Source organism: Methanomicrobium mobile BP, from assembly GCF_000711215.1.
Taxonomy (GTDB): domain Archaea; phylum Halobacteriota; class Methanomicrobia; order Methanomicrobiales; family Methanomicrobiaceae; genus Methanomicrobium; species Methanomicrobium mobile.
Map to the genome: position 1 here is coordinate 238,248 of NZ_JOMF01000005.1, position 22,686 is coordinate 260,933.

The following is a 22,686-nucleotide window of genomic DNA, read 5'->3' on the forward strand; positions in this document are numbered from 1 at the left end:
TCGGATTTTCGTGGTGCTTTTTTCGGTTATCGCGGTTTGGCGACGATTTTACGGTTGCGGAGGTTCGTCGGTGTTCCCGCGCTTTTTTTCATTGATTTGTCTTTTCACGGTGTGAATTCCTTCGGATTATGCGTTTTTTGTCTGCGGCACCTGTCGCGGTCGTGGGTTTTTCGCGGGTTTTACGTTAACTTTATAAAAGGTGGAATACAACTTCTTTCTATCACACCGAAGATACAGCCGTGTGAGGCGGTATGTGATGCCTCGGGAGGAAAATGAACCTCCTGTTTTCGGCGGCTGTAAGCTCGGAGTGGAGAGTAAAATGATAGACAGCGGAAATACAGCATTCATTATCGTATGTACTGCCCTTGTCATGCTGATGACACCGGCAGTCGGGTTGTTCTATGGCGGAATGGTAAGAAAGAAGAGTATCATTTCGATGATTACTTTATCATTTGTCGCCTTTATTGTCGTGGCTATTCAGTGGGTGCTGTTCGGCTACTCACTGGCGTTCGGAACCGATATCGCGGGTTTCATAGGCGGAGCGGATTATCTGTTTATGAACGGCGTCGGACTTGACGGCGACGGAATACCGGATATTCTGTTCATGGTCTTCCAGCTTGTGTTTGCGGGACTTACCGTGGCAATCCTGACTTCGGGATTTGCCGAGAGGATAAAGCTCGGAGCTTTCGTTCTCTTTGCGCTCCTGTGGACGACGCTGGTCTACGATCCGCTTGCCCACTGGGCATGGGGAGGCGGCTGGGCGAGTCAGCTCGGTGCGCTGGATTTCGCGGGCGGTACCGTGGTTCATATAAGTTCGGGTTTCGGAGCGCTTGTGGCTGCGATTGTTATCGGCAGGCGTCTGGGATTCGGTAAGGAGACTATGAAGCCGGCGAATATTCCGCTGACTCTTATCGGCGGTGCTCTGCTCTGGTTCGGCTGGTACGGCTTTAATGCCGGAAGCGAGCTGGCTGCGGACGGAATCGCGGCGAATGCCTTTGTCGTGACGACGATTGCGGCGGCGGCAGGCTCCCTTGCATGGATGGCGCTTTCGTGGTGGCACAGCAGACCGAGTTCCCTGGGTATGATCTCGGGTGCGGTCGCGGGTCTTGTTGCGATTACGCCGGGCGCGGGTTTCGTGGGTCCGATGGCGGCAATCGTTATCGGTGCAATTGCCGGATGCGTCTGTTACGGCGCTCTTCTCTTCCGCGTTAAGAAGGGTCTTGACGAGTCGCTGGATGCATGGGCGGTTCACGGTGTCGGCGGTTTCTTCGGAGCGCTGGCGACGGGTGTCTTCTGTTCGGCGGCAATCAACGGCGTTGACGGACTTATCTACGGCAATGTGAATCAGTTCGTGATTCAGCTGGTGGATGCCTGCGCCGCGGTCGTCTACGCGATGGTCGTGACCTATGTGATTGCGATTGTGATCGACAAGACGATAGGACTGCGTGTGCCGGAGGGCGAGGAGTATATCGGTCTGGATATCTCACAGCACGGAGAGACTACTCAGATGTAGGCTTCGGAGGCATAATACGGGAATATTCGGAGATTATCGACAGGTGATATTATGAAGAAGATAGAGGCGGTTATAAGACCCGAGAAGCTTGAGCAGGTTTCGGATGCGCTTATTGCAAGCGGGTACCATGCGATGACGGTTACGGATGTCCGCGGACGCGGTGAGCAGCGCGGTATTGCTCTTCAGTACCGCGGCAGAGAGATTCTTGTGAATCTTATTCCGAAGGTGAAGATTGAGATCGTCGTCGAGGACAGGTGCGTCGATGCCATCGTTAAGATAGTCAAGACGGAGGCGATGACGGGCAGGAACGGCGACGGCAAGATCTTCGTCTACGATATCGAGAAGTGCATTACCATCAGGGATGCGAAGGACGGGGTAAAGAGCGAGGGAAAGGATGATAATTCGAATGAGGGTGATAAAAAGGGTGAATAATCCTTTCATCATCTTTTCACCGGCATATCATCCGTTTTGAAAGGATGCACCATTATGACGGGATACACCATTAAAAACACTAATTCCAATCAGGCATCACAAATTCAGGCATGATTAAATCAGGCATATAATCAGGCATGATAATTCATCAAATCACAAAAATCGCACAAATCGCACAAATCGCACAAATCACATAAATCGCACTAAAAAATCACAGCACACAACTTAAAAACAGCATAATAAGCAGCGTAAAAAGCAGCATAAAACAGCATAAAAGACAAACTAAACCATAATAAGACAAATCATCAAAAGGACAAGTCATCAATCAGAATTCATCAATCAGAATTCATCAATCAGAATTCATCAATCAGAAATGGCATAACAATCATAATCGACATAACACCAGATTACATATCAATCAAAATGGTCATACCCCTAAATAATTCAACCTTAGTAAAACCACATATAACATTTTGTTTCAAAAAATCACAGATTCTGAAGGGAAATTCCCTTCAGTTAATCGTCTTTCAGTTTTCTTCCGCATTTCCGGCAGAATGAATCACCGGATTTTAGTTCTGCGCCGCAGTCAGGACAGACGGGTTTTTCTGTTTCATCAACAGTGTTATCTCCGAGTTTTTCTTTTGCGAATTTTAATCGGCTTTCAAGATAAGCGAGATCATAATCTTCGTTCGGGTTCCATGCTTCGATGGCTTTTCTTAACGGCTCAATTGCTTTTTCATACTCGCCAAGTGCAATGTAATGTTCACCAATAAATAATTCTGCTTGACTAGGCTTATTTAATTCGTAATAACAGTCAGCAACTTCGCTATAGGGTGCTGGGTCATTGGGGTTTAATTTGATTGCTTCTTTAAAAACTTTAATCGCGGCATCATATTTTTTACAAAATACAACTAATATCAAACCCTTAGCCATCAGAATATTAACACGATAATTATCGTCTAAAACATCCATAATCTCGGGATTAGAATCCAGTAATTCTAAGATTTTGTCAAAGTTTTCTAAAACATCGTCATATTTTTGAATACTCAGCAGGCATTCGCCCTTAACCCACAGAGTACCAACACGAAAATCTTTATCTAAAACATTCATCACATTAGGATTTGAATCAAGTTCGTTCAATAATTTGTCAAATACATATATGGCATCATCAAATTTTCGAAGACCCATCAGACAATCACAACCCTTTTCCCACAGAGTAATCGCATAAAAATATTTTCCTATAAGATTCATTATATTCGGATTTGAATCGAGATCTTTCAATAAATTGTCATAGATCTGTATGTCACCATTAAATTTTTGAAGATCATACAGACGATCACCCTGATACCACATAATGCGCGTATTTTTTTCTTTGCGAAAACGATTCAACATCCCAGGATTTGAATCAAGTTCTTCCAATATATTGTTACAGATCTCTATGGCACCATTATTTTCTTGAAGTTCATTTAGACATATCGCCTTATCCCACAGAACCCACGCACACTTGTCTTTGCCAAAACAATTCATTATCTCTTGATTTGAATACAGTTCACCTAATATATCGTTATAGATCTTTACGGCATCACCATATCTTTTGAGATCTCTCAGACAATTAGCTTGACTCCATAGAATTTTCGCACGAAAGTCTTTATCTAAAACATCCATAATCTCGGGATTAGAATCAAGTATTTTTATGATTTTGTCAAAGTTTTCTAATACATCGTCATATTTATGAATACTTATTAGGCATGCGCCCTTATTCCACAGTGTACCCACAAGAAAATCTTTATCTAAAATATTCAATAGATCGGGATTTGAATTAAGTTCTGTCAATATATTTTCAAAGACATTTATGGCATCATTGTATTTTTGAAGACTCATCAAGCAATTACCATTTTCCCACAGAATTTTTGTACGAAAATCATTATATCTGTGATTCACTTTATCTGGATTTGAATCAAGTTCTTCCAATATATTCTCATAGATCTTTATGGCATCATCATATTTTCGAATACTAATCAGACATATAGACTTGTCCCACAGAATTTTTGTACGAAAATCTTTATATAAATGATTCACTTGATCTGGATTTGAATCAAGTTCCTTTAATATCTTGTCATGGATCTCTATGGCATCATAATATTTCTTATTACAAATAAGTTCTTCAGCATCAAGATCATCTTTCAGATAAGGTAATTTGATAAGAAATTTATTTATTAAGTCTTTTTCTTCTGCTTCTGCCCTAATTTTTGCATTTATTTTTGCATTTATTGAATGTCCGAAAGCATTTTTTAGAGCTCTTTCTGCATCGTCATATCTATTTAAATATATAAGTGTCCACCCTTTTTGTCTAGATAACTGATAAAATAGATAGGAATTTGATTCTAAAGCTAATTCAATGGCATTATTTAAGTATTGGAGTCCTTGTTCAAAGTAACATGCTGATTCTTCGCGATTAACTCGTCTATATGCCAATCCAAGGTAATACAGAGCATATGCATGAAACGTATTCGGATGCGGCATATATGGTATAGGATCTGAGTTTGGAACTAGTTCAATAGCTCCTTTTATGAGTTGGATAGCTTCTTCATGATGTAGTCGCTTTTCGCATACTATCCCCATGTGAAGCAAGGAAACAGCAAAAAACATATTAGGATTCGAAATATCTGAAGAATTATCACCTGACTTTTGCACGAGTTCAATAGCATCACATAAGTTATTTATAGCATCGTCATAATAATTTAGCCAAACATCTGCTATTCCTTTGCGAAGTTTAGCATACGCATTAAATCTATCATCAGCAACTTTGTCCCTCATGAGATCTGTATGATATTCTGTAATAGCACTCTCGCAACACTCTATTGTTCGAGAATAATCTGATATTTTCTCATATGCTTTTGCTAATAACCAGTTTTGCTGAAAGTTAGTTTTATTATTCTGACTTATCCTTTTAAATTTTGAAGCCTCATTAAGTGCTTTGATTGCTTGTAAATAGTTGCCCAATTTGAGAAGGCAATCCCCTCCGACAAGAAGTGCATTAAATTTCTCATCTGCATTCAAATCATCTGTATGAATTGCTTTCTCCAGTTCTTTACGCGCGGTATCATATTCTCCGGAAATATACCACTCTATTCCTTTATTATAATGTTTTTTGCCATCTCCGACTAATAATTTTTCAAGCATTCCTTCTCCTCCAGAAAACCTCTATTTATTTACCTACTCTGTTTAGCTAAAATATAAAACATCCTCTAACATCTTTTCAAAAAATTCTCCACAACGTATTCGTTCCTGACTTCGGGGTGGAACAAAACGCCGTAAATCTCCTTATCGCGATGCTTTGCCGCAAGTGTTCTTCCGTTTTCGCCGTTTCCGCCGTCATCGTCCGCGACCGCAAGCGCCTCAAAGCAATCGGGCAGTGTGACGGCATTTTTGTGAAGTTCGTAGACTTCGAAGTTGTCCCTGTTTTCAAAGATCGTTGCGGATGTTGCGGATGCCGATGATGAGTCGGTTGTTTCCGCTGTTCCCTTCGTCTTAACGACCTTTGCTTTTGTCATGCCGATTCGGAGATCGCGTTCGCCTATCACGTCGCCGCCGGAGATTTTGGTTAGGACCCGGAATCCTGTGCCGATTCCAAGAATAGGGATGTCTTTGCCTGAGGCATCGCGGATGAAGCGGAATTTGTCGGCATATCCGGCATCGCCCATGCTCCCGGCGAACCCGTTGTCTTTGAGTGCGGTGCCGCAGAGGATAATCGCGGAGATATCCGGCAGGTCGCCTCTTGTCATAGCGGCATCAATCTCCGAGTAATGAAGCGTTTTGAAGCAGAAACCCGCCTTTTTGACGATGTTCTCAACGGGTTTGACGTATTCGGCGACCGAGAGCGGATACTTCGGCGAACAGAGATTGCAGATAAGCACGGTGTGCGTGTCGCCGGCGCTGTCGCCGTCCGCATTATCCGCATTGTCTTCGGCGTCCGCGTCCGCCTTCGGTGCAATCGGCGGCTTGTCCTCGAGATGAGCCTCAAGGATGGTATAAAGCCCGTTATTGTTCCGGCATGATGCCGCAGCCCTGTCGACGACGATGCGTTTTTTGTAGAACGGCGCATCCGCCGTAAAGGTCTCGAACTCGCCGCCTTCGCCGGTGAGAGTGATCTTGTATTTCGCGGCGATCCTGTCCAGCGCCGCCATAAACCTCTCATCCACCCTTGCGCCGAGCAGCTTCTCATCCAGCGGATACGCGAAGACGCCGGAGATGAGAATCTCGAAGCCCCCCGCGATTATCTTATTCATATACTCTCTCTGATCCGTATACCAAAGCGGATTAAAACAGAAGAGATCCAGCTCGTTGCATATCCGCTGAACCCGCGACGCCTGATAAACCGACATGATTGCGCCGCTTACGACGCCGGCGATATCATATGTGCGTTTTGCCTCCGCAATCGCCGCCTTGAGATCCGCAAGCTCGGACTCTTTCTCCCCCGCGGTCTCATACTCGATGAGCGGAATTCCGCAGGCATCCGCCTGAAGGCGTGCGAGGTTGACATTCGGCGTATGGAACATGTAACTCTCTTTGTTCCCCGACGCTATCGTGATAAGGCAGACTACCTCATCATGCATCCCGGCAAGATTGCACGCATACGCCGAGTCCTTGCCGCCGGAGAACAGCACGCCCAGTCTCATTCCGCACGTCCCTTATGTTTCATATCCGATTCGATGCCGCGTCTCATATCCTGCCCTACACGTTGATTCTTGCGGAACTGCCGCCGCTCCTGTTCTTTGTGACGACAATCTGCTTATCTATACGCTCTTTCAGCCCGTCGACATGCGAGATGATTCCGACAAGCCTGTTGCCCTCCGTAAGTCCCGCAAGCGCCCGATACGCCTGATTGAGCGCCTCGGCATCCAGCGAACCGAAACCTTCGTCGACGAAGAGAGTGTCTATCTTTATTCCGCCCGCGGACGACTGAACCTCGTCCGATAACCCGAGCGCAAGCGAAAGCGACGCCATGAAGGATTCGCCGCCGGAGAGTGTCTTTACGCTCCTCTCCGAGCCGTTATAGTGGTCGATGACGCCGAGGTCAAGCCCGCTCTTCTTCTGCTTGTTCTCTCCCTCTTTCAGCCGAACCAGCTCGTATTGCCCCGCCGACATGGTCATAAGCCGCAGATTGGCACGGTCTATGATGCGGTCGAAGTAAGTCATCTGAATATAGGTCTCAAGCTCGACCTTGTCCTTGCCGCTGATCTTACCGTTCGCCGTATCCGAAAGAGCCTTTATCCACTGAAGTTTCTTCTCGATATCGGCAATGCTTGACGATTTCGCGACGATATCGCCGCGTATTTTCGTATTTGCGTCAAGCCGCGAGTTAACCGAAATTCGTCTGCTGTCGCATTCACTCTGAGCAAGAGTCAGTTCAGCCAGTTTTGCCTCCTCCTCCTCAAGGTTTAAGCCCGCGGCTTTGCTCGAATTGATTGTATTTTTATGGGTTTCAATCGCGGTCTTAAGGTTGGAAACTTTCGTTTTCTGATCGTTTAAGGCTTTAACGGCGTTATCGCAGGCAGTCTGAATAGCTTTAGCCTGTACGTCGAGTCTTTTCTTCTCCGCCTCGGCAGCGTTTTTGTCGGCGAATTTCAAGCCCTCTTTAAGTGAAATCAGACTTTTCGTCTTCTCTTCCAGAGCCGATTTATCCGCGGCAATCTCCGCTTTAAGCGTTGCAATTCTCTCGGCATCCCTGCCGATCTCGTCATCCAGCTTTGGAATCCTTTCTTCCAATGCCGTCCTGCGCTTATCCTGCTCTTTTGCCGTTTTCAAAGCCGCATTCGTCGCATCACGCCGTTTCACGCAGTCCCCGACAGCGGCGTCAAGCCCCGCCTCCGCTTTTTCGATATCCTCTTCTCCGAGTAACTTCCTGCTCTTCTCCCTCAGCTGCGCCTCGCAGGCTTCAAGAGTTTTCATGCGTCCTTCGGCATCCGTTGCGCTCTTTTCTCTGTCATCCCTTGCCTTATTCGCGTTTTTCTTCGCGGCATTGAGTTCTTTTTCGGTGGGCACGTCGTCTAAGAGCCTTGCGGGGCTTGGGTGTGACCTTGAGCCGCAGACGGGGCAGGCGTCCCCTTCCTTAAGTTTCGCCGCAAGAATGCCCGCCTGACCGTCCCGAAATGCCTGTTCCATCATTTCGTAGAGCAAATTGAGCCGTTTAAACTCCGCATCCTTTTTTGTGTACTCATCCTGTGCGGCTTTAAGTTCGTCAATCCCGGTATGATATTTGCCGAGCGCAGTCGAAAACTCATCGAGTGACGTTTTTTCCGCGTCAATCTCCTTAAGCGCCGCATTGAGTCTCGCAATTTCGGCAGCCGAATCCTTGAGTGAACTCTGCTCTGCCTTCATTTTTTCAAATTCATCTTTTTTACCGCGGAGTGCCTCATCAAGCGTCAGCAGATTGGCGGATTTGGTTCTGCATTGCCTGTCCGAATTGTCAATATCGGTCTGAAGTTTCTTAACTTCGTCATATTTCGATTTCGACAATTCCTCTCCGATGAGCGCGGAATTTCTTTCAATCTCCGCCTTATTCTTCAGAGCCTCCCTTGCCTCTTCCGATGCCGCTTCAAGACCGGCGATCTTCGCTTCTTCGGCGGGCAGTTCGTATTCAGCCTCTTCCAGTGACTGTTTTGCCGCCGCAAGTGCTTCGGCGGCACCGATATTCGCGTTGACCTTCTCGAGTTCGGAGTTAATTCCCGCCAACTCATTGTCCAGAGCCACTTTCAACGCCGAATCATGTTCGGTAAGCCTGTCCAGAAGTTCTATGACGTCGCACGTCAGCATCCTGCCCGTTTTTGCCTCTTCGACCTCAGCCGCGAGAAGACTCTCGCTTTCCGCCCTAATGCCTGCTATGTATTGCGCAACGCTCTTCTTATCGCATTCGACCTGCTTGCCGATCTCATCCTGCTCGGAATTAAGCCTTTCCTGCAAAGTCCTGAAATTCTGCGTCTTAAAGATCTCTCTGAAGATTTTTATCCGATCCTTTGTATCCTTAAAGAGCAGGTTGTAGAATTCACCCTGCGCAAGCATGGCAATCTGCGAGAACCTGTCCTTATCTACGCCAAGAAGTCCCTCAACGGCGTCGGTTACCTTTCCGTCGTTCGTGATGACGGTTCCGTCCGGCATATGAAGTTCGGCATCGGCATTCTGTGCGGTCTGACCTTTTCCGCGTTTTGCGGCACGCATATACTTCGGATTTCGTTTTACCGTGTATTCCTTCCCCGCATGGGTAAAAACAAGTTCGACCTCGGTCGGAACGTCATCCGCCGCATACTTGGATCGTAGCATTCCCGCATCCCTGTTCTGACCGCTGGCTTCTCCGTAAAGGGCAAAGGATATTGCATCGAAGATGGTCGTCTTACCCGCACCGGTATCGCCGGTTATCAGATACAGCCCTTGCGTTCCCAGTTTCTCCATCGGAATCTCGGTCCTGCCCGCATACGGACCGAATGCCGATAATCTCAGATATAACGGTCTCATCTTACGCCCTCCAGATATCGCCGATGCACCCGATAACAAAATCACGCTGCTCTTTGTTCATCGGCGCATTGTTCTGCTTCTCGTAGAACTCCTCGAAAAGCTCAAGCGGCGTCCTGTTTTCCACGTCAACGGCGTCGGAAACATCCCTCTGCTCTCTGGTGCGTGCATTGTCGTAGCTTAGTTTCATCAGATTGGGATATATGGTCTGCAATTTGCCGAAGGCGTTCACGACGTCGTTTTCGTCGGTCAATACCGCATGTATGTAGTCATCCGTATTCGTACCCGCGTAATTGTCGCGGGCGGTAAGCTCTTCATAAGTGCCGCGAATCTCGCGGAGATCGCGAAGCGGCTTAAGCGGAATCTCCGAGACCGACACCCCGCCGGCATCCACGTTTACGACCGTTATCGATTTATTATGGTCTTTTTCAGAGAACGAATACTTAAGCGGCGTTCCCGAATAACGCACGGTCTCTCTGCCTATCGTCTGCTTTCCGTGGATATGCCCGAGGGCTACATAATCGAAATCGTCAAAGACGGAGGCATCCACGTTATCCAGCCCGCCGACGCTGACCTCCTCGGAATCGCACCTGACGGCGCCGGTCACAAACTGGTGGGCAATGAGTATGTTCTTCGCCGATTTGTCCGATTTGTCGAGATCCATGTGGCGAACGGCAACGCGGCAGGCATCCGTGTAATCGGCAATCTCTTCGCCCTCGAAGATACCGCGAACGGTCACGGGCTTGACAAACGGCAGCATGTGGATATTCACCGTAATCCCGCCGTCCGTGAGCGTAAAGCACTTCGCCGCCCCGTCATAGACCGGCGATAGATGGATGCCGGTCGAATCCACAAGCTTGCCGTGATTTGAGAACCGAATCGCCGAATCGTGGTTGCCGCTGATGGCAAAAACGGGCACCTTCATCGCGGCAAGGCTTATCAGAAAGTCATCCCAAAGCCTCATAGCCTCCTCCGAGGGTATGGATTTGTCGTAGACATCCCCGGCAATCAGAACGCCGTTCGGTTTTTCCTCATCGATAATTCCGAGGATCTCTCTCAGAATAAACTCCTGATCCTCGATCATGGAGAACTCGTTCAACTTCTTTCCGAGGTGAAGATCCGATATGTGAAACAGTTTCATTTTTCCTCTAATCCATTCGCTTTTTTGGCGTCAGTAAGCCATGCTCTCTTTGCGCTTCATGAGCGTCTTTATGTCCTTCTCGACCTCAAGCCGCTTTCCCGTATAGGGATCGCAGCCGAGATAGTACATTGCCGCAGACCGCGTCATCGGCGTCGGCGTAAAAATCTGGAACTGCTTACCCGTCAGCCGATGCCGGGCAAGAAGCCTCTCGGTCTCCTTCGCCTCTTTCCTGCCCTCGCCGGGGTGACCGGCGATGATGTAGGGAATCAGATAGATACGCTTATTCTCATCCGCTTTTGCCGCCTCGAACCTGCCTATGAACTCCTCGAAGACGGCGGACGGGGGCTTGTTCATGCACCGCAGCACGAAATCCGAGCCGGATTCGGGGGCAATCTTCATCTGCCCCGAGATATAGCGGCTTACTATGGCGTGCAGAAACCTGTCGTCCATGATGCAGGGATCAAATCTGATGCCGGAATTAATCTGTATCCGCTTTACTCCCGCGATTTTGGACGCCCTGTCGAGAAGTTTCAGGTATTCCCCGGTGCCGGAGACAAGGTTTCTGCACCCGCGGCCGTCCTTGAGGCAGTCCATCTTCGCACAGCCGTTCGCCGTTTTGCACGAAACCCCGTACATGTTCGCCGAAGGTCCGCCGATATCCGTAATCGTGCCGCCGAAGCCCTTCGTCGCCGCTATCTTTTCGACTTCGCGAAGGACGGATTCGCGGCTTCGCGAGACCACCCGCTTTCCCTGATGCCTTGCAATCGCACAGAATGAGCAGTCCCCGAGGCAGCCGCGGTGCGACGTGACCGATGTCTTAATCATCTCGAATGCGGGCACGTTCCTGAACGACGGATGAATACGCCGTTCGAAGTCCATGTCGTATATTTCGTCCAGCTGCGTCTGAGTAATCAGCATCCGCGGATACTGCACGATATAGCGTGTGTCCTGCTTCTGAAGGACAATTTTGCGGTCGTCGTTCTCCTCAAAGAGCACCTGTGCCTTCGCAAACGCTCTTTTATCCGAGGATACCTCCCCGAATGACGGAAGGAGGACGGCGGCGTTAGGATCGTTGCCGTCCGCGTCATCGCCGGCGGCGCCGGATAACAGCTCCCCGATATCCGCCTCTTTTCTAAGAACGACCGTATTTTCGATGCGCATATCCTCCGGCGCAATCCCCTTCTCGAGAGCCTCAACGACCTTGAGGAGCGGATACTCCCCCATGCCGTAGATGAGGATCTGCGCCTTGGAATCGACAAGGACACTCTTTCTGACCTTATCCGACCAGTAATCGTAGTGTGCAATCCGGCGCAGGGATGCCTCGATGCCGCCGATGACTATCGGTTTGTCCTTGCAGACCGCTTTTATCTGACTGCAATAGACGCTTACGCACCTGTCGGGTCGGATTCGGTATTTTTTCTCGCCGATACTCGAGAAGAACGGGTTTTTGTCCTCGCAGAACAGGTCTTCCTTACGGGGAATCTTCGTTGCCGTGTAGTTCAGGACCATGGAGTCCATCTGACCGCCGGAGACCGCAAACGCTATCCTCGGGACGCCGAGTTTCAAAAAACTCTCGGGCTCCTTCCATCTCGGCTGCGAAAGTATACCAACCCGATATCCGTGTTTCTCCAGAAACCTTCCGAGTATTGCCATTGCAAAAGAGGGATGATCCACGTAGGCGTCCGGCGTTACGATTACGACATCACACTCGTCCCACCCGCGTTTTTTCATCTCGGCAATACTCGTCGGAAGAAACATATCTTTCTCTTAGAAGTCTTTGTTCTTGTTGAATTTATTAACTTGGTAGGGCTGCATGACGACCCGGGACAACTCAGTCATCCGCCGTATGGGAAGATCATTTCCACAATCTTTATTTAAGCTAATACAGAATGTAATTAGCATTAACAGAGTGTTAACATGAAAATCGGAATCATTGGCGGAACCGGAGATATCGGTCAGGGACTTGCCCTCCGTATCTCGGACAAACATGAGATAATACTCGGCTCACGCGACCCGGCAAAGGCGGTCGAAGCTGCCGAGAGCATAATCGCGACCCTTAAGAAACGCGGCACCGTAAGCTCCTGCCGCGGCACATCAAACGAAGAAGCCTGTAAAGCGGCGGATTTAATCATCATCTCGCTCCCCTTCCAGCACGTAGCCTCGACCCTTGCCGGAATCGACCCGAAGTATATCGCCGGCAAAATAGTCATATCGCCGGTAAACCCGATGATCAGAAAGGACGGATTCTTCTACAACAACCCGCCCGAAGAAGGCAGCGCCGCACTTGCGATAAAGAAGATGCTCCCCGAATCCGCAAAACTCGTCACGGCATTCAACAATATCGCCGCCCGCAAATGGACCATCCTCGACGAAGTCCTCGACTACACCGTCGCCGTCTGCGGCGATGACCCCGAAGCAAAGAAGACGGTCATCAAGCTCGTCCGCGAAACCTCGCAGCTCTACGGACTGGACGCCGGACCCCTCGCCGTCTCGGGAATCGTCGAGAGCATAACGCCGCTTGCGATAAACATCGCCCAGATAAACGGTCTCAAAGACCTCGGCGTCTACATCAAATAATTTTTGACACCTCCCGCACTGCGGGTCGTTGCGTCATAAAAAAACCTCATTCTATCTTTTTTTTCGCATTATCCCTTCGGAAATCCTTGCGCGTTATGCGGCGCCGGTGATGGAAGGACATTGCCATCGTATTTATAATTATGTTAAAATAGTTTTCAGTCTCCCCGCATTTTCGCCGGATTCGAAAAATCACGCGATCCTGCCGGCATCGAAAACACGATGACGCGGAGATGCAGCCGCGGTCATTCGGCTTGTCAGAAAGATAATTCCTATAACATTTATATACAAGAAAGTAAAACATTGATTGTCAGATATCACTCGGCAGGTAAAGAAAAACCGCGGTCTTATATGACAGGATGTTAATAAATGGCAAAAGTAAACCCATTCGAGATGGCGCAGCAGCAGTTACTGGACTGTGCAAAGATCCTCAAACTCGATCAGAGCGTAGTCAACGTACTCATGCAGCCGCAGAGACAGATTCAGGTTTCAATCCCCGTAAAGATGGACGACGGAACAACAAAAGTCTTCCAGGGCTTCCGTGTACAGTACAACAATGCACTCGGACCTTACAAAGGCGGTATCCGCTTCCACCCCGAAGAGACAATTGATACCGTTCGTGCACTTTCGGCATGGATGACATGGAAATGTTCTGTTCTCGGACTTCCTCTCGGAGGCGGAAAAGGCGGAGTCATCTGTAATCCTAAAGAAATGTCTGAGGGCGAACTTGAACGCTTAAGCCGCGGATACATCAGAGCACTCTGGAAGAATATCGGACCCGACACCGATGTCCCTGCACCGGATGTATACACAAACGGTCAGATCATGGCATGGATGATGGACGAATACTCAACCATCCAGGGCAAGAACCAGTTCGGACTTCTGACAGGAAAGCCGCTCGTAGTCGGCGGTTCACTCGGACGCAACGACTCGACGGCAAGAGGCGGAATGTTCACACTCCGTGAAGCCGCAAAAGAGCTCAAACTCAACCTTAAGGGCGCTAAATTCGCAATCCTCGGATTCGGAAACGCCGGAACATACGCCGCAACGCTTGCGGAAGAAATGTTCGGCGGCAAAGTCGTAGCCGTAACCGACTCGAAAGGCGGTATCTACGATGAGAAAGGTCTCGACATCAAGAAGGTCTCCGAGCACAAAGCAAAGACCAAGTCCGTTGTCGGATACAACAAATTAAAGAAGCTCACAAACGAAGAAGTCCTTGCACTTCCTGTCGATGTAATTGTCGCAGCGGCACCCGATGAGGGAGCAATCAACGAGAAGGTTGCAAAGACAATCAAAGCAAAGGTAATCTGTGAACTTGCAAACGGACCGACCACACCCGAAGGAGATAAAGTCCTCTACAAGAACGGCGTACACGTAATCCCCGACTTCCTCTGTAATGCCGGCGGAGTTACCGTCTCATACTACGAGATGGTTCAGAACATGTACATGCACTACTGGACAATCGACGAAGTCTACAAGAAACTCGACGAAGCCATGACAAAATCATACCATGCAGTCTATGACGCATCCAAAGAATACAAGATCAACATGCGTCAGGCGGCATACGTAGTTGCTGTCAAGCGTGTCGTCGAAGCAATGAAGGTTCGCGGCTGGGTATAATCATCCCCAAATCATCCCCCATTTTTTAATACTTTTTTTAGACAGATTTGTTTTTCGGCACCGTTTTCTTCTTGAGTCAGTTCTTTTGTCCCTTATTCTGCCTTTTTCGTGTATACTTCGGCTCCGGTCTGCCAAAGCTCTGCGTCTGATTGCGGCAGACTGCCCTGTAAAAAATCAATCACGGGAAAACCGCGGTGAACCTGAATAATCTGAAAACAAAAAAATGAAAAAAGTATTTTCTCTGAGTATTGAGAGCCCGCTTATTCCTTTTCGAGATTCTTAATCTCGAGAATAACGTTCTCCATGACCGCATCGACACTCTTCCATGTCGCCGAGCTCTGATCGGAAGCATCGCGGCGTGTGATGAACGGCTTACCCTCGTCACCCGCGATTCTCATGCCCGGGTCAAGGGGAATTGCGCCGAGGAAGGGAACTCCGAGATCCTCTGCGGCTTTCTTTCCGCCGCCGACACCGAAGACATCCAGAACCTCGCCGCAGTGCGGGCAGACATATCCGCTCATATTCTCTATGATACCGAGAACGGGTATCTCGAGTTTCTCGATGAACTTAACCGACTTTGCGGAATCGAGGATTGCAACCTCCTGCGGTGTCGTCACGATGACGGCGCCGGCGATATGCGGTGCAAGCTGTGCAACCGAGAGTGCCTCGTCGCCGGTTCCGGGCGGCAGGTCAACCACGAGGTAATCGAGCTCTCCCCAGTTGACATCCTCGAGGAACTGCTTGATTGCCGTATTCTTCATCGAACCTCTCCAGATAATCGGGCTTGTCTTATCCGGGAGCAGGAAAGCCATGGAGACAACGCCGAGATTGCCCATGACCATAACGGGATCAATCTTCTTGCCGTCCATGGACGTAAGTTTCTCGTCCTCGATACCCAGCATCTTGGGAATATTCGGACCGTGAATATCCATATCGGCGATACCCGTGGCATAGCCGCGGTTGGCAAGCGCCATCGCAAGGTTTGTCGAAACCGTGCTCTTTCCCACGCCGCCTTTGCCGCTTAACACAAGTATTACATGCTTGACATTCATCTCAACTTTCGGCGGAAGACCTGACTTCTTCGGATCATTGCACCCTGCTGCCGATGCACACCCGCTGCAGTTTCCGTTACATCCCTGACTCGTTTTCTCGTCACTCATATGAAATCTCCGTATGATACGAATAATTCCGGCGGCATTCCCCTTCAAACGTCGGTTTTTCAGAGAACGCAGGCATCCGGAAATATCGTATGCCAGTATAGATTTGTGTGTAAATATTCTGAATCGTGAACGATAAATGTATCAATTTTAATCGGGAAGAGTTAAAGAAGAGTTGCCCTTTGTGGGGGCTGTTCCTTTGCGGTTATGGAGTGTTTGTTACCGTTAAAAGTTGTTTTGGGGTTGTATGGTTGTGGTGTGGTGTTGTGTGGTTAGTGGTTTGGTGACCGGTGTGGTTTGATTACCGGTGCGGTTATTCTGTGGTTTTTTGTGGTGAACGGTTAGTTTGTGTTTGTAAGGGGGGTGGGGGGGTTTGTGTGTGGTTTTCGCATTGTTTTGAGGTATTAATGCATGTTTTGTGGTTCTTTGTGGTTGAGTGGTTTGTGGTTGGGGGTTTGTGGTTTGTGGGGGTTTTGGGGTATTTGGGTTTGTGTGGTGTATGAGGTTGGGGGTTTTACGATGTATATCGCGGGGTTGGTGAAACGGGTATTTTGAGGATTTTTTCCTGTGGAGTGTTTGTATGGTGGATGTTTTTCGTCTGTTACCGTTTTCGGATGTATGGATGAGTTTGTTTTGTGAAGGGTTTTATTCTGTGAATGTGTTTACCTTTGAGATTTGTCGTAATTTTGGAGGTTTGCTTCAGATGGCGTGCATCTTTCCTGCTTTAATGAAATGCGGGTTTCTTTCTGCTTCCCAAATGTGTCCGTCGTTCGTTTTTATTGACACATTTGCAGATCTCGCAGATTGTGAAGCTGTCTTCGCCGTTTATGAGACCGTCGGCCCATATATCTATGATGCCGTCCATCTCCTGCCCTTTGAAGTATTCTCCCAAACCGCGTTTTTTACTCAAATATTGGGACACCGCAGCCCTTGACATGCCGAGAAACTTGGCAGCCCGGGCCTGGGGGATTCCTTTTACCGTAACGAGCCTGTATACGAGTTCGGCCCGCACCTGCGGCAGATAAAGCCGCGCAATTTCATCGCAGATTGTAATGTTGCATATGAACTGACTCATGTGGAAGCCATCTCTGCATGAGTCTCGGATTCGGGTTGAATCTTCTTCATGTAGAGTACCTGTCTGGCATCCCGGAAGTTGAACTTCTCAATCACGAGTCCATTCTCTTTCAGGCGCTTGAGTGCATACCTGACTGTTCTGGGGGCTATACTTACCTGCTCCGTCATGTCCTTGAAGGTCTTCGGGGAGCCGTCTTCCAATACGGATAATACTGCAATCGCCGATGGCGGCAGTGTGTGTTTGTTAACGCTGTGAACTATTGTCATGATAGATACTGGATCTTGGTATGATATAAAGGTTTTGAATTCGTTCGTATGCATACGAATGTTAGTTTCCTTATGGACTAAAAAAGGAAAAAATATTCGGAAACAAAACTTTGTAAAAATGTATTTTTTGGAAAAAATCAGTGGTCTTTTGCAAAATATCGAAAAATATTTTCACTATGAACGGGATTTATTTCTTAAAAGGAGTAATTTTTGCGGTTTTTTGATTGACGTTTTTTCTTGCAACCCGATCAAAAAATAATTTTATGCGCGCGTAATTATTTTATTATTAATATGCATTCAAAAATGATAAATTTAATTTCGGAATAAATTTCGGTTTAAAGGAAAATTTGTTAGTTATTGATCTAACGTATTGTCCGACAAAAAATAAAATCAAAAAAATATATTTCAAAAATGACATTTTTTCAGGATCATATCCCCGAACGCGCCGCACATGGGGTCGGGGGTGCCGCATCTTGATGGGGACGTGCCGCACCCCTGCCGCACCCGATCTGCCGTGCGGCAGTCATGTGTCAGCCGGCAGTTCGACGGGTCACTCAGTTAAGGTCACTCAGTTGCAGTGCCCGAGAACGCCGGTGTAGACATCAACGGCCTTCTTGAGATTATCGACCGAGACCTTCTCGTTGACGGCATGAAGGGTATTCAGCTCACCCGGACCGTACTCGATGGCATTGAAACCCGCGGCACGAAGGTGTCTGGCATCGCTAGCCGCCCACTGAATAATCGGGAAAGATTCTTTCCTGTATACCCTCTCAATCTCGCCGCAGACGGCGCCGACGATCTTCGAATCGCTGCTCGTGAGATTCGGCTTGCACACATCTTTAATATTGATGATGTCGTCGGGGTTCTCCGCACGCAGCCTCGCAATCAGCTCATCGGTATCGCAGCCGATGGGTATCCTCATCTCCCACGTGAGAGAACAGCGCTGTGCCACGATATTTACGCCTTCGCCGCCGCTGATAATCCCCGGGTTGAACGTGATATGCTTGAGGATCTCTTCGGCGGAATCGACGTTGAGAAGCTCGCGGAAGATCTCGGAAGACCTCTTATATATTGTCTCGGTCTCGGGATCGGTCGAGAACTCGATAGCGTGAAGTTCCTTAAGCCTTGAGAGAAACTCCCCCGCTTTCATGACGGCACTCGTTCCCGCACAGGGATACAGCGACCCGTGACCCGGGTTGCCGATAAACTCCACGTTCGCACGGATAAGACCCTTCTGACCGATTGTGGGGTTGAGCGTCGGCGTCGGCTCGGCGATAAGGCAGTCGCAGGGCTTGATCAGTTTCCCGGCAAGAATCTTTCTTGACCCCAGATGCCCGCCGCCTTCCTCGTCGCAGACAAAACAGAGATTGCACGGACTTTCGATATCGGATGCAGGATTGCCGGCGCCGTTACCGATTTTACCGCCTTTGCCGTCGATATAATCCGCGACTGCGCATAATGCCGCCGCACAGCCGCCCTTCATGTCCGTGGAACCGCGGCCGTGAACAAAACCGTCCGCAATCTCCCCCGAGAAAGGCGGTCTTTCCCACTCGTTATCCATGGCGGGAACGACATCTACATGACCCATGAAAAGAAGGGGGCGGTCATATTGAGTATAGAGATTGCAGTGCCCGTTCCCCTCGTCGTCGATATTGTATCTGATACCCAGAGACGACAGAATATCGGCAATATACTCTATGACATCCCTTGTGTCCCCCGGCGGATTTTCGCTCCTTATCCGGACGAGTTCGGAGCATACTTTGGCGGCATCCATATCTCTTAATTAGTGCTTGTTTGTGATAAATTCATTGAACAGTTTACCCAGCGACGCCTCCTTATAGAGACTTCTGACAAACTTCAGTTCGAAGAACTCGTCAATCCATTTCGAGAAGGACTGAACCGGTGTCGGCTGATTGTCATCGGGGTCGATAACGATTCTGAAACTGCGGTACGATGCCGGCTTCCTGGTGTCGTAGATGACCCTCCAGAGTTCGGGGAGCGAGTCGAACTTCTCTCTGTGCTCCTCCTTGAGCCAGTTGATGAACGCCGGAAACTGCGCACGGTCGCCTTTCTCTTCCTCGTCGATACGCCATCTGAGATACTCGCTGTTCATCTTGTTCCTGATATTGTGGTAGTTGAAAGCCAGAATACAGATTGAAAAGTCGATATGCGCAAGCGTATCCATAAAATAGAAGTACAATACGGGGTCAAAATCGCCGACCGATTCCAATACTAAGGACTTTGAATAGAGTTTATCCAAAACCGCATGATATTCGTTCTTCTCCAAAAGCATATTTCTTCAGTTAACTTTGGAGCGTAAACCAAAAAAACATATGTAAACTGATTTGAGGGCTGTTTCCTGTGAAAAAAAGTCATCTGAAGAACGGCACTCTTCTCGAGACGGCAAGTCTGAAGAGTTCCTCGAGTTCTTCGCCGCGTTTGCCGACGACGTTGATGTGGTTGTCGTGGCGCAGAAGACAGGGCTTCAACTGACCGTCGGATGTGACGCGAAGACGGTTGCAGAAAGCGCAGAACTCGTTATTGTGCATGGGTCTTACGAATTCCACCTCGGCACCGTCGATACAGTACTTCTTGCGGTGATGCATCCTTCGGGTGATAATAGTCTTCGAGCGCGCTTTAAGGCTCTCTTCGAGTGTCAGGGCATCGCGGTCTTCAGCCGACTTCGAAAGGTCCATATGCTCTATGAACTGGATGATGACATCCCTGTTCTCGGCGCCGAATCTGATAAAGTCCTCGACCTCGTCCTCGTTTATGCCCTTCAGGATGACGACGTTGAGTTTTACCGGAGTAAGCCCCGTCTCGACTGCCGTGCTTATCCCCTCAAGAACCTGCGGGAGAAGGTCTTTGCCGCTGATATTCTTGTAGACATCGCGTTTCAGGCTGTCGATACTGATATTCACACGCGAGAGCCCAGCATCTTTCAGGTCCTTTGCAATCGGCGCCAGCAGAGTGCCGTTTGTCGTCATGGAAATCTCCATGGACTTTGGAGCCGCCGCTATGATATCGGTAATGTCGCTTCTCAGGGTCGGCTCGCCGCCGGTCAGCTTTATGCTGTTCATGTTGAACTTGGCGGCAGTCTGCATAATCGCCGCAATATCTTCAAGCTGCATCTCGGCACGCGGCTTTACCTCGCCTTCGCGGTGGCAGTATGTGCACTTTAAGTTGCACCGCGGCGTAAGGCTGATCCTGAGATTGGTGACCGGTCTTCCGAAACTGTCTGTAAGATACATTTTTGCGGCTTTGCTCCTGATTCCCCTGTGCAGATTAAATATGAGTTTTTATGATGAATGCGAATCGCATTGCCGTGTTAATCACTTATCATGCAATCACATTGTTATGCAGATACTATTGTAGTTACTTTACTTATAAGAAGTATCTTTTTATTTACTGTTCTTTTATCTGCATTATTAACTCTCGGTTAACTATCTTAATTTATCTTCTTTAATTCTTATTCTTTGTTTATTCGCATTATCTGTATGTTCTGTCTGTCTATCCGATTCGTTATTCTCATTATCAGTCAATTCTCATATCCGTTTATTCTTCTTCCTCGTCGAAGAACTCGGGATCGTAGGGAATCTCGACTTTCGGCTCTCTCTCGTAGTTGTGGGTGGAGAAACTGTCCGCAAAGCCCTTGAAGTTCTTCGCTATTATATAGGTCTCCGTGCTTCCGCGCCTTGTCGCCTTTGTCCTGTAGACTTTTACGGCATAGAAATTCCTGCGTGCTTCGTCCAGAAGCTCCTTGAACATCTCGCCCTGGAAAGACTTCACGACAAAGTTGCCGCCGGGCTTTAAGATAAGGCATGCAAAGCGCAGTGCCTGCTCGGAAAGCGAGATGGCTCTTGCCTGATCGTATGACTTCTGACCCGAGAGCTTCGGCGAGGCATCGCAGACCACGATATTGACGACATCGACATGCGAGAGGATCTCCGCCTGAACCTTCTCGGTCGTAAAATCGCCGCGTATCGTGATGACGTTTTCAAGCGGCGCTATCTGATTGAGGTCTACGGCGATAACCTGCCCGTCCGTCATGTCGCGCAGAACCTGCGACCAGCTCCCCGGAGCCGCACCCAGATCGACTACGTTGTCGTCGCTCCTTATTATCTCGAATCTGTTCTGGATATCCAGTATTTTGTAAGCCGCACGTGAACGGTAGCCCTCACGCTTTGATTTTCTGTAGAAGCGGTCCGCTCCCCATTGTGATCCCATTGCCGACACCTGTATTTCGATTATTCGTCATAAAACCGACCGAAACCGGCGGAATTGTAAAACAATGATTCGGCAGAGATATCCCCGATACCGCCGGTCGGCAGTAAAACTGTATCATAAATTGACTTTTCGAATAGATAATGATCTGTATTATTGATTTGTATTATATTTCATCGGCAGCGGTTCGGCGACATGAAACGAACTTATAAAGTAAATCATTTATACAAACATAGTAAAATAAACCTATAATATAGATCAAAAAGCCGATACATAACAGCGTCAGCATACGGCAGTCGGTCCGCAGTCCGTAAGTCTGCGGTGCGGATCTGCCGGTCTGCGGGAAACATCCGTTTCTCTGTGCATCGATGCGGCGTATCGGAAATTGAGGGGTAAATAATGCTAAAAGCAGCAATTGACACGGAAGTTTTTAAGGAAGCAGTAGAAGTAGTTGCGGCAATTGTAAGCGAATGCCGCTTAAATATCAGTGCAAACGGACTGGCGGTCCGTGCCGTCGACACGGCAAACGTCGCCATGATCTCGCTCGAACTCGGCGCACCGGCATTCAACACCTTTGCCGCAGGAGACAGCCAGATTGGTCTTGACATCAGCAAACTGAAGAACATTGTCGCCTCTATAAACAAAGCCGACGTCCTCACGCTCGATCTGCCCGACGGCGCCTATAAGATGGAACTCGCATACGGCGGATTCAAGTACTCAATCTCACTTCTGGATGTAAACACGGTAAGAAAAGACCCCAACCTCCCGTCAATACAGCTCCCGGGAAAAGTCGTCATCGCCGGCGCCGAGCTCAACAACGCCATCAAGGCGGCATCGCTTGTCTCGGATAAGATTGCATTCGGCATCAATCCCGACAACGAGACCTTCTACATGGAGGCGGACGGCGACACCGACCACATCAATCTCGAGATCAAGGCAGCCGACCTCAAGACCTTTATTCCGGCGGAAGCGCGTTCGCTCTTCTCGCTTGACTACTTAAAGGACATGGGACGTGTAATGAGCAAAGCGGAAGAAGTCGAGATATTCCTCGGAAAAGACCACCCCGTGAAGTTTGTATTCACGATTGCCGGCGGCGAAGGCAAAGTAGAGTATCTTCTTGCACCGCGCATCGAATCTGACTGAACGGTCACATTCTCTTTATTTCCTTAAAAACA

General features: G+C 48.5%; 17 protein-coding genes. 5 read left to right on the forward strand and 12 right to left on the reverse strand.

The window, feature by feature from the left end; genetic code table 11:
- Positions 1-319: 319 nt before the first annotated feature.
- A complete protein-coding gene (locus T502_RS03480) occupies positions 320-1,513 on the forward strand; it encodes an ammonium transporter (RefSeq protein WP_042705718.1) in 1,194 nt (397 codons plus the stop codon).
- Between the two features lie 51 nt (positions 1,514-1,564).
- Positions 1,565-1,945 (forward strand): P-II family nitrogen regulator, encoded by a 381-nt coding sequence (locus T502_RS03485; protein ID WP_052359128.1) that lies wholly within the window; start codon positions 1,565-1,567, stop codon positions 1,943-1,945.
- A gap of 516 nt (positions 1,946-2,461) precedes the next feature.
- On the opposite strand, the gene T502_RS03490 is transcribed toward T502_RS03485, so the two are convergent.
- The 5 genes from T502_RS03490 to T502_RS03510 all read right to left on the reverse strand — a co-directional run bounded on the left by T502_RS03490 (position 2,462) and on the right by T502_RS03510 (position 12,353).
- Positions 2,462-5,128: a tetratricopeptide repeat protein gene (locus T502_RS03490; RefSeq protein WP_042705719.1), complete on the reverse strand. Its 2,667-nt coding sequence runs from the start codon at positions 5,126-5,128 to the stop codon at positions 2,462-2,464.
- 65 nt (positions 5,129-5,193) lie between these two features.
- A complete protein-coding gene (locus T502_RS08745) occupies positions 5,194-6,624 on the reverse strand; it encodes a diphthine--ammonia ligase (protein WP_084173012.1) in 1,431 nt (476 codons plus the stop codon).
- Positions 6,625-6,679: 55 nt separating this feature from the next.
- Positions 6,680-9,457: an AAA family ATPase gene (locus T502_RS03500; RefSeq protein WP_042705720.1), complete on the reverse strand. Its 2,778-nt coding sequence runs from the start codon at positions 9,455-9,457 to the stop codon at positions 6,680-6,682.
- A 1-nt stretch (position 9,458) separates the two neighbouring features.
- Positions 9,459-10,595, reverse strand: coding sequence for an exonuclease SbcCD subunit D (locus T502_RS03505; protein WP_042705721.1), 1,137 nt, complete (start codon positions 10,593-10,595; stop codon positions 9,459-9,461).
- A gap of 30 nt (positions 10,596-10,625) precedes the next feature.
- Positions 10,626-12,353, reverse strand: coding sequence for a YgiQ family radical SAM protein (locus T502_RS03510; protein WP_042705722.1), 1,728 nt, complete (start codon positions 12,351-12,353; stop codon positions 10,626-10,628).
- Positions 12,354-12,512: 159 nt separating this feature from the next.
- Here T502_RS03510 and npdG point away from each other — a divergent pair, with 159 nt between their 5' ends.
- A complete protein-coding gene (gene npdG / locus T502_RS03515; protein ID WP_042705723.1) occupies positions 12,513-13,172 on the forward strand; it encodes an NADPH-dependent F420 reductase in 660 nt (219 codons plus the stop codon).
- Positions 13,173-13,538: 366 nt separating this feature from the next.
- Positions 13,539-14,789 carry a Glu/Leu/Phe/Val family dehydrogenase gene (locus T502_RS03520; protein ID WP_042705724.1) on the forward strand — a complete coding sequence of 417 codons (1,251 nt, stop codon included), beginning with the start codon at positions 13,539-13,541 and terminating at the stop codon, positions 14,787-14,789.
- A 260-nt stretch (positions 14,790-15,049) separates the two neighbouring features.
- On the opposite strand, the gene T502_RS03525 is transcribed toward T502_RS03520, so the two are convergent.
- The 7 genes from T502_RS03525 to T502_RS03560 form a co-directional block, all read right to left on the reverse strand.
- Positions 15,050-15,949: an Mrp/NBP35 family ATP-binding protein gene (locus T502_RS03525; protein ID WP_042705725.1), complete on the reverse strand. Its 900-nt coding sequence runs from the start codon at positions 15,947-15,949 to the stop codon at positions 15,050-15,052.
- 721 nt (positions 15,950-16,670) lie between these two features.
- Complete coding sequence (locus tag T502_RS03530; RefSeq protein ID WP_052359129.1) at positions 16,671-17,021, reverse strand: transcriptional regulator; 351 nt, start codon at positions 17,019-17,021, stop codon at positions 16,671-16,673.
- Entirely contained in the window at positions 17,018-17,287 is a 270-nt protein-coding gene (locus tag T502_RS03535) for a MarR family transcriptional regulator (protein ID WP_042705860.1), read from the reverse strand. The genes T502_RS03530 and T502_RS03535 overlap by 4 nt, the downstream gene beginning before the upstream one ends.
- Positions 17,288-17,855: 568 nt before the next feature.
- Positions 17,856-19,061, reverse strand: a complete 1,206-nt coding sequence (locus T502_RS03545) for a M20/M25/M40 family metallo-hydrolase (RefSeq protein WP_042705727.1) — start codon at positions 19,059-19,061, stop codon at positions 17,856-17,858.
- A gap of 9 nt (positions 19,062-19,070) precedes the next feature.
- Positions 19,071-19,580: a hypothetical protein gene (locus T502_RS03550; RefSeq protein WP_042705728.1), complete on the reverse strand. Its 510-nt coding sequence runs from the start codon at positions 19,578-19,580 to the stop codon at positions 19,071-19,073.
- Between the two features lie 79 nt (positions 19,581-19,659).
- Positions 19,660-20,538 carry a GTP 3',8-cyclase MoaA gene (gene moaA, locus T502_RS03555; RefSeq protein WP_042705729.1) on the reverse strand — a complete coding sequence of 293 codons (879 nt, stop codon included), beginning with the start codon at positions 20,536-20,538 and terminating at the stop codon, positions 19,660-19,662.
- A 304-nt stretch (positions 20,539-20,842) separates the two neighbouring features.
- Entirely contained in the window at positions 20,843-21,514 is a 672-nt protein-coding gene (locus T502_RS03560) for an RlmE family RNA methyltransferase (RefSeq protein ID WP_084173014.1), read from the reverse strand.
- A gap of 396 nt (positions 21,515-21,910) precedes the next feature.
- Here T502_RS03560 and T502_RS03565 point away from each other — a divergent pair, with 396 nt between their 5' ends.
- On the forward strand, positions 21,911-22,654 hold the full coding sequence (locus T502_RS03565; RefSeq protein WP_042705730.1) for a DNA polymerase sliding clamp: 744 nt from the start codon (positions 21,911-21,913) through the stop codon (positions 22,652-22,654).
- The last annotated feature ends 32 nt before the right edge of the window (positions 22,655-22,686 follow it).

Excerpts from the sequence above, each read along its gene's own strand:
- T502_RS03480 (WP_042705718.1), top strand. The coding sequence starts at position 320 with ATGATAGACAGCGGAAATACAGCATTCATTATCGTATGTACTGCCCTT.
- T502_RS03485 (WP_052359128.1), top strand. The coding sequence starts at position 1,565 with ATGAAGAAGATAGAGGCGGTTATAAGACCCGAGAAGCTTGAGCAGGTT.
- T502_RS03490 (WP_042705719.1), bottom strand. The coding sequence starts at position 5,128 with ATGCTTGAAAAATTATTAGTCGGAGATGGCAAAAAACATTATAATAAA.
- T502_RS08745 (WP_084173012.1), bottom strand. The coding sequence starts at position 6,624 with ATGAGACTGGGCGTGCTGTTCTCCGGCGGCAAGGACTCGGCGTATGCG.
- T502_RS03500 (WP_042705720.1), bottom strand. The coding sequence starts at position 9,457 with ATGAGACCGTTATATCTGAGATTATCGGCATTCGGTCCGTATGCGGGC.
- T502_RS03505 (WP_042705721.1), bottom strand. The coding sequence starts at position 10,595 with ATGAAACTGTTTCACATATCGGATCTTCACCTCGGAAAGAAGTTGAAC.
- T502_RS03510 (WP_042705722.1), bottom strand. The coding sequence starts at position 12,353 with ATGTTTCTTCCGACGAGTATTGCCGAGATGAAAAAACGCGGGTGGGAC.
- npdG (WP_042705723.1), top strand. The coding sequence starts at position 12,513 with ATGAAAATCGGAATCATTGGCGGAACCGGAGATATCGGTCAGGGACTT.
- T502_RS03520 (WP_042705724.1), top strand. The coding sequence starts at position 13,539 with ATGGCAAAAGTAAACCCATTCGAGATGGCGCAGCAGCAGTTACTGGAC.
- T502_RS03525 (WP_042705725.1), bottom strand. The coding sequence starts at position 15,949 with ATGAGTGACGAGAAAACGAGTCAGGGATGTAACGGAAACTGCAGCGGG.
- T502_RS03530 (WP_052359129.1), bottom strand. The coding sequence starts at position 17,021 with ATGAGTCAGTTCATATGCAACATTACAATCTGCGATGAAATTGCGCGG.
- T502_RS03535 (WP_042705860.1), bottom strand. The coding sequence starts at position 17,287 with ATGACAATAGTTCACAGCGTTAACAAACACACACTGCCGCCATCGGCG.
- T502_RS03545 (WP_042705727.1), bottom strand. The coding sequence starts at position 19,061 with ATGGATGCCGCCAAAGTATGCTCCGAACTCGTCCGGATAAGGAGCGAA.
- T502_RS03550 (WP_042705728.1), bottom strand. The coding sequence starts at position 19,580 with ATGCTTTTGGAGAAGAACGAATATCATGCGGTTTTGGATAAACTCTAT.
- moaA (WP_042705729.1), bottom strand. The coding sequence starts at position 20,538 with ATGTATCTTACAGACAGTTTCGGAAGACCGGTCACCAATCTCAGGATC.
- T502_RS03560 (WP_084173014.1), bottom strand. The coding sequence starts at position 21,514 with ATGGGATCACAATGGGGAGCGGACCGCTTCTACAGAAAATCAAAGCGT.
- T502_RS03565 (WP_042705730.1), top strand. The coding sequence starts at position 21,911 with ATGCTAAAAGCAGCAATTGACACGGAAGTTTTTAAGGAAGCAGTAGAA.